This window comes from Dapis hubbardiae BLCC-M172, from assembly GCF_050016015.1.
GTDB lineage: Bacteria > Cyanobacteriota > Cyanobacteriia > Cyanobacteriales > Microcoleaceae > Trichodesmium.
This window is the reverse complement of sequence record NZ_JBNHEQ010000014.1, coordinates 1-18,282: the sequence shown is the minus strand read 5'-3', so window position 1 is coordinate 18,282 and position 18,282 is coordinate 1. Positions and strand designations below refer to the sequence as shown.

13 protein-coding genes and 1 pseudogene are annotated in these 18,282 nt (G+C 36.1%); 2 read left to right on the top strand and 12 right to left on the bottom strand.

The features are described 5' to 3' along the window. Positions 1-357: 357 nt before the first annotated feature. The 7 genes from ACP6PK_RS01515 to ACP6PK_RS01485 all read right to left on the bottom strand — a co-directional run bounded on the left by ACP6PK_RS01515 (position 358) and on the right by ACP6PK_RS01485 (position 8,423). Positions 358-504, bottom strand: a complete 147-nt coding sequence (locus tag ACP6PK_RS01515; RefSeq protein WP_426557156.1) for a hypothetical protein — start codon at positions 502-504, stop codon at positions 358-360. 287 nt (positions 505-791) lie between these two features. Further along, positions 792-1,385: an anthranilate synthase component II gene (locus ACP6PK_RS01510; protein ID WP_426557154.1), complete on the bottom strand. Its 594-nt coding sequence runs from the start codon at positions 1,383-1,385 to the stop codon at positions 792-794. Between the two features lie 1,125 nt (positions 1,386-2,510). Continuing rightward, the gene (locus tag ACP6PK_RS01505) at positions 2,511-3,020 is read right to left on the bottom strand and encodes a diacylglycerol kinase family protein (protein ID WP_094673193.1); all 510 of its coding nucleotides are present in this window, start codon (positions 3,018-3,020) and stop codon (positions 2,511-2,513) included. 103 nt (positions 3,021-3,123) lie between these two features. After that, positions 3,124-3,675, bottom strand: a complete 552-nt coding sequence (gene ybeY / locus ACP6PK_RS01500) for an rRNA maturation RNase YbeY (RefSeq protein ID WP_426557151.1) — start codon at positions 3,673-3,675, stop codon at positions 3,124-3,126. Positions 3,676-3,720: 45 nt separating this feature from the next. Continuing rightward, positions 3,721-3,924, bottom strand: a complete 204-nt coding sequence (locus ACP6PK_RS01495; RefSeq protein ID WP_094673195.1) for a DUF3285 domain-containing protein — start codon at positions 3,922-3,924, stop codon at positions 3,721-3,723. A gap of 965 nt (positions 3,925-4,889) precedes the next feature. Beyond that, entirely contained in the window at positions 4,890-5,864 is a 975-nt protein-coding gene (locus ACP6PK_RS01490) for an alpha-E domain-containing protein (protein WP_426557149.1), read from the bottom strand. 1,125 nt (positions 5,865-6,989) lie between these two features. Continuing rightward, positions 6,990-8,423, bottom strand: a complete 1,434-nt coding sequence (locus ACP6PK_RS01485; RefSeq protein WP_426557147.1) for a circularly permuted type 2 ATP-grasp protein — start codon at positions 8,421-8,423, stop codon at positions 6,990-6,992. A gap of 163 nt (positions 8,424-8,586) precedes the next feature. On the opposite strand from ACP6PK_RS01485, the gene ACP6PK_RS01480 reads away from it, so the two are divergent. Next, complete coding sequence (locus ACP6PK_RS01480; protein ID WP_426557145.1) at positions 8,587-9,144, top strand: zinc ribbon domain-containing protein; 558 nt, start codon at positions 8,587-8,589, stop codon at positions 9,142-9,144. Between the two features lie 403 nt (positions 9,145-9,547). Then, on the top strand, positions 9,548-9,820 hold the full coding sequence (locus ACP6PK_RS01475) for a transcriptional regulator (protein ID WP_094674065.1): 273 nt from the start codon (positions 9,548-9,550) through the stop codon (positions 9,818-9,820). 823 nt (positions 9,821-10,643) lie between these two features. Here the strand turns inward: ACP6PK_RS01475 and ACP6PK_RS01470 are convergent. From ACP6PK_RS01470 to ACP6PK_RS01450, 5 genes and pseudogenes are all read right to left on the bottom strand, one after another. Next, a complete protein-coding gene (locus ACP6PK_RS01470) occupies positions 10,644-10,922 on the bottom strand; it encodes a hypothetical protein (RefSeq protein WP_426557143.1) in 279 nt (92 codons plus the stop codon). A gap of 621 nt (positions 10,923-11,543) precedes the next feature. Beyond that, positions 11,544-12,533, bottom strand: a complete 990-nt coding sequence (locus ACP6PK_RS01465) for a calcium-binding protein (RefSeq protein WP_426557141.1) — start codon at positions 12,531-12,533, stop codon at positions 11,544-11,546. 24 nt (positions 12,534-12,557) lie between these two features. After that, on the bottom strand, positions 12,558-15,683 hold the full coding sequence (locus ACP6PK_RS01460; protein ID WP_426557139.1) for a multicopper oxidase family protein: 3,126 nt from the start codon (positions 15,681-15,683) through the stop codon (positions 12,558-12,560). A 460-nt stretch (positions 15,684-16,143) separates the two neighbouring features. Further along, positions 16,144-17,244, bottom strand: coding sequence for an RNA-guided endonuclease InsQ/TnpB family protein (locus ACP6PK_RS01455; RefSeq protein WP_426557137.1), 1,101 nt, complete (start codon positions 17,242-17,244; stop codon positions 16,144-16,146). Beyond that, positions 17,201-17,803: pseudogene (locus ACP6PK_RS01450) on the bottom strand (IS607 family transposase); the annotation flags it as partial. The gene ACP6PK_RS01455 and the pseudogene ACP6PK_RS01450, both read right to left, overlap by 44 nt. Positions 17,804-18,282 lie beyond the last annotated feature (479 nt).

Below are 18,282 nucleotides of genomic sequence, written 5' to 3'. Positions count from 1 at the left end.
TCAAATTTTTATACTTGGGATTCATCCCTCAATATTATTGCTTTTTAAAATTCAACTTGGGCAAGCCAACCTTTTAGTCTGACAAGAAAACTAACTATGTATTTTGATTTAACTACAACGTCTTAGTTATGAGATTTTAGATAGAGGTCTGAGCGATCGCCTGCTGACCTAAGCAGTATTGATTTAACTCAAACGTCTTAGTTAAATTTTGACACTTAGCTTCTGACTCAGGTGAGGAAATATCATCCTTTAATATTATTGCTTTTTAAAATTCAACTTGGGCAAGCCAACCTTTTAGTCTGACAAGAAAACTGACCATGTACTTTGATTTAACTACAACGTCTTAGTTATGAGATTTTAGATATAGGTTTGAGCGATCGCCTCCTGACCTAAGCAATATTGATTTAACTCAAACGTCTTAGTTAAATTTTGACATTTAGTTTCTGACTCAGGTAGGCAAATATCACTCTTCCCTCTTATCTCTTCATTACTTCTAGCATTCAAATTTTTATACTTGGGATTCATCCCTCAATATTATTGCTTTTTAAAATTCAATTTAACTAGGCAACTTTTTAGTCTCACAAGAAAACTGACCATGTACTTTGATTTAACTACAACGTCTTAGTTATGAGATTTTAGATATAGGTTTGAGCGATCGCCTCCTGACCTAAGCAATATTGATTTAACTCAAACGTCTTGGTTAAATTTTGACATTTAGTTTCTGACCCAAGTGGTCAAATATCACTCTTCCCTCTTCCTTCTTCCCTCTCTATTACTTCTACTTCTACCATTCAAATTTTTATAGTTGCCAAAAAATTTCTCAATAACAACTTTCCAGAATTAGTTAAAATACTTTCAGGATGAAATTGTACACCCTGAATATGAGGATAATTTCTATGTCTAACACCCATAATAGTTCCATCCTCAACCCACCCAGTAATTTCCAACACTTCGGGAAAACTTTCCCTATCAATAACTAAACTATGATATCTAGTTGCAACTATCGGATTATCTAATCCTTGAAAAATTCCTACTTGATTATGATAAATCTCTGAAGTTTTACCGTGCATTAACTCTGGAGCAGCAACAATTTTTCCTCCGAATACTTGACCAATACTTTGATGACCGAGACATACTCCTAATATAGGTAAACTTTCTCCTAATTCTTGAATTAATGCTTGAGAAATTCCTGCATCTTCTGGACGACCTGGACCAGGAGAAATAACAACTCCATCAGGTTTTAAATCCCTAATTTCTGCCACAGAAATTTTATCGTTGCGGTAAACTTTAACATTAGCTGCAACGGTTAATTCCGCACCCAACTCACCCAGATATTGTACTAAATTGTAGGTAAAACTATCGTAGTTATCTATAACTATAATCAAAGTATTTTACTCCTTCATTTCTTAGATGTATTTAATCATTTTATAAATGAGCGACCGCTTATTTCTATTACTAGGTAAGTAAGTAGGTAAAGTTAGATATAAAAAAGTGTAGGGAATAGGAAGTAGGGATTTAAAAATTTCTCTTGCTTGACCTGACACCAGCATCTAATGTTTTATATTTATGTCTATCTACTTAGTTAATAGTTATTCGTTTTGTTAATTACAATTTTAGTTTGCTGTAAGTCATAATAAATGAGGGAAAAGGCTGATAGCAGAAGTTATGTCTTTCATTCCAGTGAAAAGGGCTATAAAATTCAATTTAAAATTCTGAATTTTAAATAATCTCGTCGAAATTGAGATAATAAACTAAATTTGATTTGTGAAGAAAAACCATAAATTAAACAAACTAGCTTTTTCCTATACTCCCCCATTCTTCTACTTCATATTTTGCCAAACTTTACTGAATAAATAATCTTTAGCCAGGCGTAAACTTGATTAATTTCAACCCAGAAGTTAACAGCAGTAAGCTGAGAATAAAAATAGTAACCAAAACAGAAAAAATTACTCTGCCAACAGCACAATCTTTGTAAGTATTCAGCCCTCAGTTGTCAACCATTAGTTATTAGTTTAAAGTTGAGGGAATCTTGAGAGACCCAGAAAAAATTCAAAGAGGAAAACTAAATTAGTTAACCTTAGCTATCACCGAGCAAATTCTAAATTTCAAAAGGAAGAATTATCTGAACTGACTTACAAAAATTATTCTTAATTTTTATTACTGGTAAATGATAGCTGAATACTTACTAATCCTGAACTATCCTCAAGTAATTATTAGCAGTTTTGGAATTAAATCCACAGTATAATCAACCACTATATTTAATAATTCCATTAAAGCTATATTTACTGAAGTTAGATTTACGATGGAACCCATTTGCCATTACTGCTATTCAGATTCTATTTATCACCTGTGCCAGTAATCAAAATTTGCAAAATTAACTATTTTATGAAATAACAATTGATTACCAGACTTCCAATATTATAAATACTTTAATTATAGCTGTGGCAAAAGTAATTTTTGCTGTGAAAATTTAGATATTTTCAAGTAAAGAATCACAAACAACTGAATTCCTAGCTGCCAAGAGCAGAAATAACTATATCGAATAAAGGAGGTAAAATCAAATAACTTGCCACAAGTAATGCTACTATTGCTGAAACTAAAACTGCACCAGCAGCACAATCTTTAGCAATTTTTGCTAATTCATGGTAATGCTGTTTAACAGTTAAATCTACCACTGACTCAATAGCAGTATTTAACAATTCCATAGCCATTACTAATCCAATTGTTAATACAATAACAACAGTTTCTATTGGTTGTAATTTTAATAAAATACTCAAACTAATAGCGACAATACCAATAAAAGTATGAATGCGAAAATTACGTTGAGTTTGGAAAGCATAAGATAATCCTGCCCAAGCATATTTGAAGCTAGTAAAAAGACTATTTGCTACTTGCCAAGATAATTCTCTGTTCAGTTTCAATGTCTTTTTAGGAGTATTTGGTTTGGAAGTAGTAGAATTTTTCGGTTGATGTATAAAAGGCACTTCATCGTAGGAGATTGATGACTCATTAAGTTTCATAAAGTATCCACCTCAGTTTGATTTTATATGCAAGGCCCAAATAATATGAGACTTGCTCGATTAATAGTTTATCCAAAAAGTCAAAAAGTTACTTTGAGTTTAGTCAATGCTCTGGAGTGATTTGTTCCCCAATAGTAATTCCAAGAGCATGAAGCAAAAATAACTGTTGTTTGAGCATCTTTTGCCAACTTGCTTCGTCTTGGTGATCCCATCCCAGCAGATGTAGAAAACCATGGGCAGCTAGCCAAGCTAATTCTGTTTTTAATGGATGCCCCTGTTTTTTGGCTTGCCGAAATGCTGTCTCAATGGAGATTACTATATCACCCAGATATAGTTGTAAATCAGAATCTACTACTTCTGGTTGAGGAACATTTACTTCCAGAGTGGCAAAGGCTAAAACATCTGTTGGCTGATTCTGGTAACGATATTGACTATTAAGGGTTTGAATTTCAGAATCGTCTGTTAAACGTAGACTCAGTTCATAATTTTGAGCAACTGGAATATCTGGTTGTAGGATTTCTAGCCATTTCCAAAACCAATATTCCCAATTCTGGGAAGATATGGGACAAAAGTTATCCGAATCTTCCTGGGCCTTTAATTGCTTTTCTTCTGATGAATAAGATGACCAAAAACAATCCTGAATACTTACTTCCAAATACAACCGGATAATTCTCCTTTCCGTTAAAAAATGGGATTTTGATTATCTTGTTAGATAGGCAAGACCAACCAAAATGCCTATAAGTGTAATGGTTGTTAGGGCAAAATGTTTGAGGGATGTACCACCTTTCCTTACCATATTTCTCATGGCTAGTTTGACATAACTAGGTTTTGCTTCGGTTGTGGAAGTATTGGTTTGTGTCTCTGTTTGTTCGGGGTTTTGAGTCGATGAAGATAAATTACTCATAAAAATCAATGGGTTAAAGTTTTCTAGTAGTTGTTCTTTCTCGAATATGAGTTTGAAATTGATTAAAAAGTTAATACTACTATAACAATGATATTAAGTTTTGTATAGTTTACCAATTAGGGTTGATAAATAAGGTTATAGTTTTTCCCTGTTTCTAGTTAAGCTATTCCCTCTCTGGATTGATACAGTAGTTTTGGAGTCTTGGAGGTAGAAAGTTTTAGGACTTTAGGGAATAGGGAAGAGGGGACACTGAAAAGAAAAAGAAATATATAGTAGTGGATATTAGTTGTATAGGAAGTCTGTAAGATGAAAACTTGATTGACCAATAGTCATTTCAATTATCAGCTATACCAATAGAAGAATTAATATCAATAGGACTTACGCCAACACCATGTATATAGTGTTCAAAACTATAACGTTATAGTTTTTTGACTCTATATATAGTACCTCTGCGTAAGTCCCGATCGAGTCTCATTAATTAGCCATCATCAAAATGTTTTTCTCTTTCAAATTGCTCCCTATTCTCTAATTCCCTTGTAGTAGACTGACACACCTTAAATAGTGCATTAGATTGAATTCAAAAGTCATGCATTCAAAAGTAAGAATTTTCCAGTTAAAATCTATTGGACAGTTTTACCTGTGTCAGTCCAGTAGGGCGAGTTTAATAGAATATATGCAAAATATCCAGCCTTGCTTATCACCCACCCGTACAATTTTTTAACATTTAATTATTGCTCTGCTGATTAAATATAAAAGCATTTATAGATAAATATTTGAGCCTTTTTAGGTCTGGAAAAAGTACCTAATTTTCACCTCTTTATGCTCAAAAAGGAGGGCATTTTGGGCGGATAGTTGAGCAAAAAAATTATTCCTTTAGTTCCATGCAACGTCCCTACCTACTCCTCCGCTCCCCTACCCCTGAAAAAAGACTTTTTCAGCAAAGCCTAATTATTAATTGTTAAAAACTACGAATTAATTAACAACTGGCTATCAGTAGATTTCAGGTCAAAAAATGTTTCAAAAATTTGCTCTCCAGTTTGATTTATTCGAGTTTGTAAATTGTCGAGAAATTCGTGTAAACCTATTTGAACTATTTCTTCAACAGTTAAATAATCTAACTCAGAACGTAAACGACCTAATACTTTTTCTACAGGATGTTTTCTAATACCTGAAGTTGGTCTAATAACTTGATGGAGCGATCGCTCTGCTTCAGTCAAACAATATTGAATTGAACGGGGAAACTCTCGGTCTAATATTAAAAATTCTACTACTCCATTAGGAGTAATTCGATGTTGTTGACGTTTACGATACATTTCATAAGCACTTGCTGACTTTAACAATGCCATCCATTGCACTTCATCTAGTGGAGTTCCAATATCTTGAATTGAAGGCAAAAGAATATAATATTTAACATCAAGAATACGGCTAGTTTTATCAGCTCTTTCTAAAAATCTGCCTATTCTACCAAAATGCCATCCTTCATTATGACTCATAGTGGCATCCATAATTCCTGTAAAAAGATGCCCACCCATTTTTATTTCCTCAAAAAATTCTGGTAATTGAGAAGTTTTTAAACCACTATTAGCAACATCTTTTACCATTAAATAAAATGAGTTAACTTGCTCCCACATTTCTGAAGAAATAATTTCCCGAATAGAACGAGCATTTTCTCTGGCAAAGCGTAGACAGGAAAGAATTGAGTTATGATAATCTCGGTCAAAAGTGAGAAATTGAATTACATTTGCTTCTGTTACTTCACCATAACGTTCTTGGAATAGAGCTAAATCTCCAGTGGTAATAACTATTGGTTGCCACTGTTGAACTAAACTAGGAGAATCTAAAAGTAAATTTAGATTAACATCAACAAATCGAGCAATATTTTCTGCTCTTTCAACATAACGATTTAACCAATAAATTGAATCTGCAACACGACTTAGCATAATTAATTTTGATTGAAGAAGGAAGAAGAAAGAAGGAAGAAGGAGGAAGGAGTAAATAGGGCTTGCTGATTAAATATCAAAGGATTGACAAATAAAGGTTTGAGCAATTTTCAGCCCGGAAAAAGTAGCAGCTTTTCGGTGAATAGAGGGGAAAAAGTGGGGATTTTGGGTAAATATGGTAGAAAAATCACTCAAGGTATTCTTTCGACCAACTTCTCTATAACTCCTATTTCTCCTGACTCTTAACTACTCCCTACTCCCTACTCCCTACCTCAACAAAAAGACTTTTTCAGCAAAGCCTAAATATAACATTTCTATCTTATAGCAATCAGAAATCAGATGTGAAAATTTTAATATTCCATAAAAGTCTAGAAGATAGCGGTTCTCATATTCGTAAAATACAGTTTCTTCTTGGTTCCCTGTTCCTGAAAATTTTACAATATCTGATACCTCAAAATTGAAAAAGGAAGAAGGAAATATTAAGTAAAAGATGGGATTTACCTTCTTTGCCAAGATTCATCCCTTGGTTCACCAACACCTCTGAGTAATACCATTTCTCAAAAATTTTTCTACATTTGATTGAGTAGGGGAGTAGGGGAGTGTAGGGACGTTGCATGCAACGTCCGTACGGGAGAAGTAAAAATAGGGATAATCAAAGATTAAATTGTCTCAAATAAGCAAAAAGGTAATTATCCAAAGGTAATTACTTAATAACTGAAGTCTTAATCAAGTATAGCATTACTTTTGGGAATTGGTATAATAGGGAATAGGTAATTGGGAGTAGGGAGTAGGAAATAGGGATAAGTAATTGATTTAATTTTTGATTTTTTTAGAGGTCTAATAGTAATAGTAAAACATAAAGTAATTTTTAACTCAAGCTTATAGCAATCAGAAATTAGATGTAAAAATTTTACTTTTCCCTAAAAGTTTAAAAGATAGGGTTTTTTATATTCAACTGAGTTACAATTTAGTAATTATCTTTATTCCCTAGTACCTAAACTCGTAAAATATGGAAAAATTAAAAAAGCGGTCAGCACTCAGCAAGATTATTTTTTTTAGTTGAGAAGGGAATTTCAACCCAGAGTTGTAAAAGCTGATAGCTGAATGCTAAAAGCTGATAGCTAGTTAATCACATAAAACCCAAGTATCTTTACTCCCTCCACCTTGAGAAGAATTAACAACTAAAGAACCTTTTTTCATTGCCACTCTAGTCAAACCACCCGGATGAACATAAATGTCTTTTCCATACAAAATATAAGGGCGTAAATCAACATGACATCCTTCAAATTTATCCTCAAATATAGTCGGAACTCTAGATAAAGATAGAGTTGGTTGAGCAATATAATTACGCGGATTAGCTTGAATTTTTTCTGCAAATTCTGCTCTTTGTTCTACAGTTGATTGAGTACCTACTAACATCCCATAACCACCAGCTTCATTAGCTGATTTAACCACAAGTTTATCTAAGTTTGCCAAGACATAATCTAACTGTTGTTTTTCCCAACATAAATAGGTAGGAACATTAGGTAAAATTTGCTCTTCTCCCAGATAATAACTAATCATTTGAGGCACATAAGCATAAATAACTTTATCATCGGCTACACCAGTTCCCAAAGCATTAGCAAGGGCAACACGACCATTACGATAAACCTCCATTAATCCGGGTATTCCTAACAGAGATTCAGGATTAAAAGCCAAAGGATCGATAAAATTATCATCCATACGTCTATAAATAACATCTACTCGCTGTAAACCCTTAGTAGTTCGCATTTGCACATATCCATCAGCAACTACTAAATCTCTACCTTCAACCAATTCTACTCCCATTTGTTGAGCTAAAAATGAATGTTCAAAATAGGCAGAATTATAAATACCAGGAGTCAAAACTACCACAGATGTATGTGACAAATAAGAAGGTGCTAAATTCAGAAGAGTTTCTAATAAATAACTAGGATAATTATCAACAGGTCTAATTCCTAAAGCAGCAAAAATTTGCGGAAACGTAGTTTTCATTACCCGACGATTTTCCAACACATAAGACACACCTGAAGGGCAACGCAAATTATCTTCTAAAACAAACCATTTACCATCTTTATCCCTAACTAAATCTGTTCCAGTAATATGACACCAAATTCCTCCCGGTGGTTTTAATCCTATACAAGGTTTGAGAAATCCAGAAGCAGAATTAATTAACTCTAGAGGAATAATTCCATCCTTAATAATTTTTTGTTCCCCATATATATCTGCAATAAATAAATTAAGAGCGTGAATTCTTTGCTTCAAACCTGTTTCTAAAAAATTCCACTCTGAAACAGAAATTATGCGTGGTACAACATCAAAAGGAAAAATACGTTCCGTACCTTGACTATCACCATAAACATTAAAAGTTGCCCCAAGCTTCATCATTGCGACCTGTGCAGCTTTTTGTCGCATCAATAATTCCCCTGTAGATAGAGAATTAATTCTTTCTATCAATAATTTAGCTTCTGGGCGAGGTTGATTTTTAGTGATGAAAAGTTCATCATAGAATTCACCCGGATTATAAGAATCAAATCGCACTGTTTTTCTTTATAATTTATTAACTACTTTAGTATTTAATAATTAAACTTTTATTATTATATAAGTCACTATAAAAATTACATGATTTAATAACAATTTTATAAGATTGTTATTATGTATACAATATAAGTAGAATAAACAGGAAAAATTAGGTCGAAAAATTATGGCTTACAAATGCGAACTTGGAAATGGCCAGGAAGTTTATATAGAAAATCAGGGACTACAAACTGTAGTAACTCTTGCTAGTGGTGGCCCTGGTCAACAACAACAGGCAAGTACAGGTTTTCAAACTGGTAAATGGACTGTACCACCAACTTTGTTGAGAACTGCTACTGGGGTAATTTTGCGGATAGAGTCGGAACAAGGGCAATCTTTTGTTCAGTTACAAGTAGGTGGAATAAGTACCATAAGTGGAACACCTGCTTTGGGTGATGCTGAGGTTTTGTCACTGCAACAAGTGGAGACTAGACAGAGCCAAGGTATGCCACCTATCGAACCAATGAAACCTATGGAACCAATGAAACCTATGGAACCGATGAAACCAATGAAAATGGGTAATATGGAAATGAATATGAACCCAATGCAGATGCGAATGGGTAATATGTCGATGCAAATGGGTTCAAGTTCATCCGCAACTCCTGGAAAACGTTTTTGTCCTCAATGTGGTGCTGCGGTAACACCAAGCGATCGCTTTTGTTCAAGTTGCGGTTATCAGTTGTAATTTCAATATAGCAATTTCATTAAATCAAGATTTACGCAGAGGTACTACATATAGGGTTAAAAAACTATAACGTTATAGTTTTGAACGCTATACACATGGTCTTTGCGTAAGTCCTATAAATGAAATATTAATATCATGTTCGAATCACTTATAATAAAGTTTTTGTTTGTAGTAGGGCTTCAGCCCTATCTAGAGTTAGGGCTGAAGCCCTACTACGAGCTTTAATTATAGTAACTATTTAACCGAATATGATATAAGTCTGCGGAGAAGTTCTTTTTTGACTCCTCTTCGATCTGATGTTCAGTTGAATACTTATAAATATAGCTATCAGCTCTAAGATGTAATTTCTATGGATGAATTTTGTATAGTTTTAATTGTAGAGAATTAAGTAGAAAAATAGACTATGAAAATTGATATTGATATAATGACTCGGTATTTACATAGAATGCGAAATCAACCAGGATGGGATTCTCTCAATGAGGTTGCCACATCTTTAAATATGGATAGAGCTACATCTAGGCGCTACACAAAAACAGCAGAAGAATGGGAATTAATTGAACGCCAACAGTTAGAAAATCAACCAACTCAAATTCAAGCAACTCAGAAATTAATGAAATTAGAGCCTGGAGAAGTCAGAAAAATTGTACAAGCAAACTGTCAGGAGTTTGATTTTTAAAGATTGATATTTGACTGATAAATCTTGTCTAATATTGAGAGGATTTTGAATCTGAAACTTTCATAAAAGAGGCAGGAAATATTTATTATATAAATCTCAAAAAGTTGGCTATTGATATCTAAGCATTCAGCCGTCAGCTAGCCTCCTAGGTCATAACTACGTTTTTTCGTATAGGGAATGCTCCGCTTTCCATGTCGGCGACAGCCGAAAATAGCCATCAGCTATAATTTATTAAGTTTAGGACTTACGCAGCAGACCATATATATAGAGTCACAAACTATAACGTTATAGTTTTTAAACTCTATATATAGTACCTTTGCGTAAGTCCTGAAGTTATTATCTCACTAATATGAAGGAGAAATTAGTTTCCAAAGAAAATTAAAAGTTACAACTAAAGTATACTCCTTTAACCACATAAGGAATTATTCATTATTTGGTTAATTTCGCAGTTCCGATCCAGGAGGCTTGACAGCTAATAGCTGAATTATTACATTGATATAACAAGGAATGTACAGTTATGTTTAATTAAGATTTTCCAATTATTTGACTTTAGTAGTTAGTCTTCCTATTCCTTCCTGATATTAAATCCGCTTGCAATAGAAGTGTTATAAGAAACCGGGTTTATGGGAGGTAAATATTAGTTAGATGGGGCATTTAATATAAACCCGGTTTCTATACTTTTTTATAGCGATACTACCAAATTCCATATCACTCTTCCCTAATATTCTTTATTATTAGACATCTCTAATAATAAAGAATAAAATCAATGACCCCAAAGAAATCATCGACATATTTCCCCCTACTCCCTTTTTTCTGGATATGTCTATTTATCAAGAACATTACAAATTAATTTCCCAGCACCATTAGATGTAAATTTTACAATATTACCATTTTTTTGAATTTTCTGTTGAGTGCGACAATTATAAATTTCTAATGGTTTTCTCACACCATTAATACTAACTTCTGCTCGATATTCCCAATAGTTTTTAGCACTGCGTTTAATACTGAGAATACAAATTTTATTGCCATTATAATTACGACAAAAAGATGCTGCTACAGGTGGCGCAACAGCAAAGAAAAAAATAAATAAAACAATTGACAAAATAATGTATTTCAAGATTCCCAAATTTGTTTGTAATATAAAATCCGGATAATTAATATATCCAAATCATTGTGACTGAAACGGAGTATCATTTCAGTTATCAGTTAACAGTTAGCCTCCTATCGGAGGAACTGCGTTAACAGTTAACAGTACCTCTGACTAAACCCAGAGGCTTGAAATACTGAAGTTGATTTTTTTTATCCCCTTACAGCGCTTTTCAGTTGAGTAGACCACTAAATTCATTGTTAGGAGTCAGGAGTCGTAGGGGCAAACGGCCGTTTGCCCGTACAGGAGTTAGGAGGTAGGAGGTAGGAGGTAGGGACGTTGCACAGGCAAAAATGCGCTTCATGTCGCGCTGCGTTTCGGCTGTCGCCGACATATAAAGCGGAGCTTTGCGTCAGCAAAACGTCCGTAGGGAGTTAGGAGTTAGTATCATTGTGGTTTATTGATATGAAAACCGCTGTAAAAGGGGAGGCTTTATACCTCTTTTTTTGGTAAGGAAGCAATCTCCGCGGACTTCTGAGATTGCTTCCTATCATCGCAATGACAACTATTCAACCGGAGATGATAATATCTCAAAAAATCAGAAGGCGCAACTACACCCCCTGATTTTGATTAATTTTAACCCAACATAAAATTCTCAGCTACTAACGCTGGCGCACCTTCTAATGTAGCTAATGTAGCAAATTGACCTCCACTACCGAAACCAGGAGCAGTACCATCAACATTATAGTACAAATTACCAGTTGTACTATCGTAAACAATGAATGCTTCTGATGCAGCAGCATCACTTTCATTAGCAACAACAGCAAAATTCTCTTGTATACTCTCTGTTGTATCAAATGCGGTGAAAGTAACAGCTTCAAGTTCGATTAAATCTTCTGCTCCATTAAAGTCAGTTATGGAATCAACACCTAACATACTTGCATCGAATACCTCATCAGTATCGAAGACAAATATATCGGGATATGCTCCACCTGTCAGCATATCATCTCCTCGTTCCCCATTGAGAATGTCTGCTCCTTCTCCACCTATCAGGATATCGTCATCTTTTCCTCCACGGAAAGAATCGTTTCCTGCACCACCATTGAGGGAATCAATACCTCGAAAGCCATCTAACAAATCGTCCCCCAAATTACCATTGAGGATATCATCTCCTTCTAACCCATAGATGTTGTCATTATTATCACCTCCATCAATACTATCATTTCCTGTAGTACCAATTATATTTCCTGCGAATAAATTTCCACCTCGGACTTGAAATATCTCGCGGGTGCCTTCTTCATTTTGAACAAATAAAACTGGTTCGCCCCTTTGATTACCAGGAACATCAGCAAAAGTACCAGATAGATTTGTGATATTACCTTCAGGGGTAAATGCAGCAGCTAGTTCGACTGGGGGATCAGACTCTCCTGCTTCGGCATCATCATCGTCACCGTCATCATCATCACCCTCTACTTGACTCATTTCTATGCCTTCCATGTCATCCATGTGTTCCATGTCATCCATGTGTTCCATGTCATCACCGTCATGTTCCCCATCACCATGTTCCCCATCGTCTCCACCATGTCCACCGTGGTGTCCTCCTGCGGTGTAAGTCCAAATCTTCACCTGCTCATCACCCTCTGCTAACTGTTAGCGATCAACAGCAAATGTAGTAATGTTAGCATTATTACCTTGAACATTAGTATTAAAAGAATGATCGTCCAGATTGAAATCTTCAGTAGGAGGATTATCATCTTCAGGTTCGGGGCGCTGGAGAACATAGCCAGAAGTAACCTCAATCTCCCCTGTATAATCTTCTCCGTAAGGACTAATAGGTTCTTCCAGCCCTGCCGCTACTACATCACTGAAATCAATTTCTTCACCTGCTGCGATCTTTTTCTCAATATCAATACCACTCAAAACCGTTAATTTGCCATGATTAGTAATATAGATATCCTCAAAGTTATCTCCAGCCGCATCTCCCACCGCTACATTGAGATTATTCTCTAAATCATCATCATCAGAGACCAATCCATCAATAAGTATACTGGTAAGCAGCTCAAAATCTTCACCATTATAAATCTCAATCAATACCCCGTCTTCTGTAACTATACCAGTAACTATGTCAGCAAAACCATTTCCCAGAATATCACCAGTAGCAACAGATCCTTTTTCCCCTGCAATATCATCTACTCCCTCAAAAGCATTAAATTCAGCAATTTGTAAAGTAGTGTCATTACCATCAACATCTACTATACCCTGTTCTTGCAGATTAAATAATGACCTGCCATCAAATACTCGAACTGTATGATCCCCTTCAATCTCCATCGCAATAACATCAGTTGTATTATCAGTAACGTTATTGCCCTCAAATGGTAGCAAAGAGTTAACATCCTCAATATCAATATCTACCCCACCTGTAAAATCAGAACCAAAAGGATTCAAATTAAGGCTAGGTCCTGTGACACCACTACCCCGCAGTAGTTCAATACTCGTACCATCAGCATCTCCCTCTTCATTGCTCAAACCCAACCAAGTGTCATTTGTATTCAGAATCACCCGGACAACTGCCATCATACCCGCATCTTCATGGAACAGAATATGGCAATGATTCACAAAGCTGCCATCATAGTCTTTGAACTGCATATACATTCTGACTAGGGAAGCGTCACCATTAAATTCTGCCGTACCGTAGGGGTTTGTTTCTGTCACTGTACCTTCCTGATGAGTAGGGGGTAGAGCAATAGTATCCCCTTCTATATAAGGTAGATAGGTATTATCTAAATCTGCGATGCGCTGACCATTGATATCTAAAACTGTAAAAGGATTTTGGTGAATGTGGAATGGATGCCATTCTAGGAGCGGAAGATTTGGAAAACCATCTTCTAGTAATCTTTCATCATCTAACCCAGAGATATTAAACACATTCCAGATTTCTGCTGTACCTAACATTGGCAGTGCTATTGGAGTCTCAGTTCCAGGGAGAAAATACCCGCCATTAATTCTGTAAGTTCCCTCGAAGGTATGTACCTCTAGGTCATCTGGAATATTACCTTCGGCGATCGCTCCACCAATATTTGCACTCCAAATATATGTACGTTCCCGGTCTACACCAACACCATTTTCCGCTGCATTAACTCTGTCTATCAGTGCTTCAACTCTTTCTTCTAGACTATCATAAGCTTCTGGAATTGGAGCTGGAGCAGTTTCTGGACCAGTTACATCAAAAGTCATCAAAACCTGGGGTCCCCAAGTATAGTGACCGTCATCAAATCCTTGAGATTCGGTACCTTCTGGCAATTTAGCCGTCATTGTCTGGATCAACTCTGGGCTATCTTCACCCACAATTTCTGGCGTACCATTAGATAGCAAATAATACTTACCAGCTTCGGAAAAAGAATGATCTATAGTTATCCGTTGCCCTGGTTGGAAAATTGGTGAATCCTCCATAGTTCGGCGAATTTGTTCTATTGCCCGACCAGGAAAAGAGTCACCATCAAGACCCACATAAGTCATATCCTGAAGTTCGAGTGTCACCTCCCCATCAGGACCTATCTCTTCTTTGTATAACTGAAGAACATGGTGAGAATTAACATCTGCATTCAAGAGTGAAAATGTTTGTAACTCACCAGTTTCTAATTCAAGTGTGGGGTTATATTGACCATTGATAGTGTGAATAACGTTTTCTGCTGGTGTCTCTAAAACACCACCGCCATATTCAAATATCTCGGGATTATTTGTACCATCCTCATTTCTACCCAGAGGTAGTTCAGGGTTATAGAGAACTGGTTTAGCGTTATAACCTATAAATACAGCATCTGATAGTTCATAAATTGGCAGACCATCATCTGTAAATCCTTCAGTTTGTACAGGTGTACCCGCAGGTAATGGAATATCACTTTGATTGAGGGGATCGTCTGGGGAACCTGCTCGGTCTACTTGCTGGATACCAAAGGTGTTAAGGGTCATCAAATAGAAATTTTCCGAGGTTGGGTCCCATTTATTTAGGTCTGGTTCATCGAAGTTGGGGTTAACTTGTAGCGCACCTACTAACCCTGCTGCTAGTTGAGTATTAGTATATCCATGAAAGTGAGGGTGATACCAACTTAGACCAACAGTTTGGTCTGTGGGAACCTGAATATCATATTCAAAGGTTTCTCCAGCACCTAGTAAATGTAGAACATTATCAGCACGACCTAGAGGAGATGTATGGAAACCGTGGGTATGTAGGTTAGATGCTGTGTTAGCTGGAGTATTTCCTGCTTCTTCTATCTTAGTTAAATTATTTGTCAGAGTAATTTTTACTTTGTCCCCAGGTTCAGTCACTATCAATGGACCAGGAATCTTTAGCTCGGAAGTTGTACCGTCAGGAGCTGTACCTTGATACGCTCTCAGTATTTCATAAGGAGTGAAGCTAGGTAGAGTTTCTCCATTTTCATCTAAAAGGGGTAGTCCGGTATCAGGATCGAGACGAGGTAACCATGGTACTAATCCATCTGCTGACCTGAGAATTCCCAAACCTTCTACCTCTAATTCATCTAACTCTTCCATGGAGAGTTGTGCTTCTAAGACCTCATCTGGACCCCAGCTCGAAAAGAAATCTCCGGTGTTTCCCTGTGGGTTATTTTGCCACTCTTCAATAGGGTTATAAAAGGGAACTGCTACATCTGGGTGAGGCAAGACTGGAAGATAACCATCGGGATCGAAGCCTTCACTCCATAATTCAAAATTTTCTTGACCAATAATTTTTGCGTCTCTTAATGCAACGTCAGCCATAATTAATTATTTCCACTCCGTAAAACTGATACAATTGAGTCACACTCAAGTGATAGATGCTATATAAATGTTGTCTGCAATATTCCTACTGCTATAACCAAGACTTTTAGGGGTCTCTCTTCCACAGACATTTACAGTTAAGCCAACCGAATTTTTTTAATTAATCGAGGCATTCGCCTTCTCGATCTTTATTTCTGCTCAATCAAACCTCCCACAAAAAATCAAAAACAATTAATTTAATCTGATGAGCGTGATGTTTGCTATTATTTGATTTTCTGTCAGACTTTAAGTTGCCTTTTTAAATCTAGTCAAAAAAGCATTACAGCTATTGTTTATTATTTAGATGTAGATTGAAACTTGTGACAGCTAAAAGCCTAATAAGTTAGTTAGTGATTTAATCTGGTGTAGATAGTGCAACATTTAACCTACTCAAAGCTATTCACCTTGAATCTGTATGGCATCACCGATTAAAGTGATGGCAGATGAGCTGCAAAGCTCGCAACATGATATTACGAGCGCCGTTCCAATCCCGATGTGCTGTATAGCCACATTTCTGGCACTGAAACTTTTTATTCCCACCTAGTTGCGTGTGAACATGACCGCATTCAGGACAAGTTTTTGAAGTATACGATTCATTACACAACACTACTAAAACGTTATGTCTATTAGCCATCTGAATTAAATGTTGCTGAAATTTATAATGACTCCACGAGAGCATATTTCGAGCTGTGCGTTTATTCAGTTTTCGACTAGACTTGACTACCATTTCTGAAGTATAAAATGTAGGTAGAAAGATGATTTTGTAGTGGTTCACAAGAAATTGTGCTACTTTATTGTGCAAATCTTTAACTAAGCTTTGAATTCTTTCCCTAATGCGATAACTTGCTTTACGCATTGCTCGTCGTTGACGTTTTACCACGCTTAAGTCAATGCGACTCATTAAATTATCTAGATGGGAACAAAGCCTTTGAATTTTGCCCATATCGCCGTGACCGAACTCAACAATCTTTTCAGAGTCAAACCCCGTCAAAAAAGTACGCACTCCTGGGTCAAGAGCAATAACTTTTGACTGCTCTGTGGGAATTGGTTGTTTATATTCTGGAAAAATCCCATACCATTTTCCCCGCTCAAAAACCAATTGAGTACCATAACTACATTCAGCAGGAAAGCCCTCTGGTGAGCGATAGCTCAATCCCTTCACCTTGGTGGGATACCAATAGTTTTTCTTGTAGTTACCAACTTTGAACTTGATTACTTGAGACGGTTGACGGCAAGATTTAAACTTTGCTATACCACCATTAGCCATAGCTTGTTTTTGAGCATCTACAGCATCAGCAACCGCTTCTTGTAATTGGTGTCCGGGCAACTCTTTAACCCAATCTGGACGTTCTGCATCGCGAGCTAACTTTTGCAAATCGTAAGCACTTACCTTGCTACCACCTCGAAGTTGGGCGATTGTCCAATTATAAATCCAACGGTAGGCACTCAACCAACGCTTCCAGACTTTGTGCAGTTCATCAGATGGAAATACCCTGAGTTTCCTGACACTGTTGGGTGTCAACTTCTGGGTCTGGTTCCGAGGCTTTGTCTTGAATCGCTTTGCTGACTTGCTTTTGATATTTCCGCAATCCGTAAAGCCTTGCACTGAAGCAATGGAGGATAGACAAGATATCTTCAACGAGTTCTGCTTCTGGAGATAAGTTTCTCTGGTTGAGAACCAGGAGTTTGACCCCATTTTGCTGACACAACCATTCAATAAGTGGGAACCCAAATCGGACTGCTCTATCGGCGTAAGCGACGACAAGTGTTGAGATATCACTTGCACATATTCGTTCCAATATTTTGAGGAATTTACGCCGTTTAAAATTGAGTCCACTTCCAATTTATGAAACAAGTTCCGCGTTGGGGTATTTTTCGCGTAGAAACTCAATTTGTCGGTCAAGGTCATCTCGTTGGCTATGACTAGAGACTCTTGCATAAGCGATAACTGGCTTACTTTTGGGATTGTCTTCATCAATGCAGAATCGTCGCTGGTTTCCTGGAGTTCTGATGCTGTCAAGCCTTCCGTCATTATCCCATCGTCTAAGGGTGCTGATGTTGACACCGTAATGCTCTGCCGCCTATGCATGGCGTGACATATTTTTTCATACCTTATCAAACTTTACTAACTATATATTAGCAGCTATGAAGAGGTTTGAAAAGGTTTTTGGCAAACTATTATTGCTCAAAGAGAATTATTTCATTTAACTCCGAATTAACTTCTTTAATCTAATACAAGCCTCTACAAACTAAATTTTACACTACTCAATCATCAAAGTTTACTAATATTTATTACTCAAATATTAATTTTTATAACTAAATATTTTTCAAAAGTAATAATTAACAAATAATTGCTATAATTAATTCTTAAGGAATTTCAAATATCCTAAGCAATATTTGGCAATAGTAGGTATAAATCACTAAATACTTAGCTATTGACTAGAAATTTCTGAAATTTCAAATAGCCTTAATATGTGTAGTATTATAGATATAAATTACCGAATGAAACCTAAAAATAGGAAGTGAGAGTTAGCCATTGATTTTAATCAATGGTCATCAA

Bases quoted from the DNA above. Each gene is read 5' to 3' on its own strand.
- ACP6PK_RS01505 (WP_094673193.1), bottom strand. From the start codon at position 3,020: ATGAAACTTAATGAGTCATCAATCTCCTACGATGAAGTGCCTTTTATA.
- ACP6PK_RS01495 (WP_094673195.1), bottom strand. From the start codon at position 3,924: ATGAGTAATTTATCTTCATCGACTCAAAACCCCGAACAAACAGAGACA.
- ACP6PK_RS01490 (WP_426557149.1), bottom strand. From the start codon at position 5,864: ATGCTAAGTCGTGTTGCAGATTCAATTTATTGGTTAAATCGTTATGTT.
- ACP6PK_RS01480 (WP_426557145.1), top strand. From the start codon at position 8,587: ATGGCTTACAAATGCGAACTTGGAAATGGCCAGGAAGTTTATATAGAA.
- ACP6PK_RS01475 (WP_094674065.1), top strand. From the start codon at position 9,548: ATGAAAATTGATATTGATATAATGACTCGGTATTTACATAGAATGCGA.
- ACP6PK_RS01460 (WP_426557139.1), bottom strand. From the start codon at position 15,683: ATGGCTGACGTTGCATTAAGAGACGCAAAAATTATTGGTCAAGAAAAT.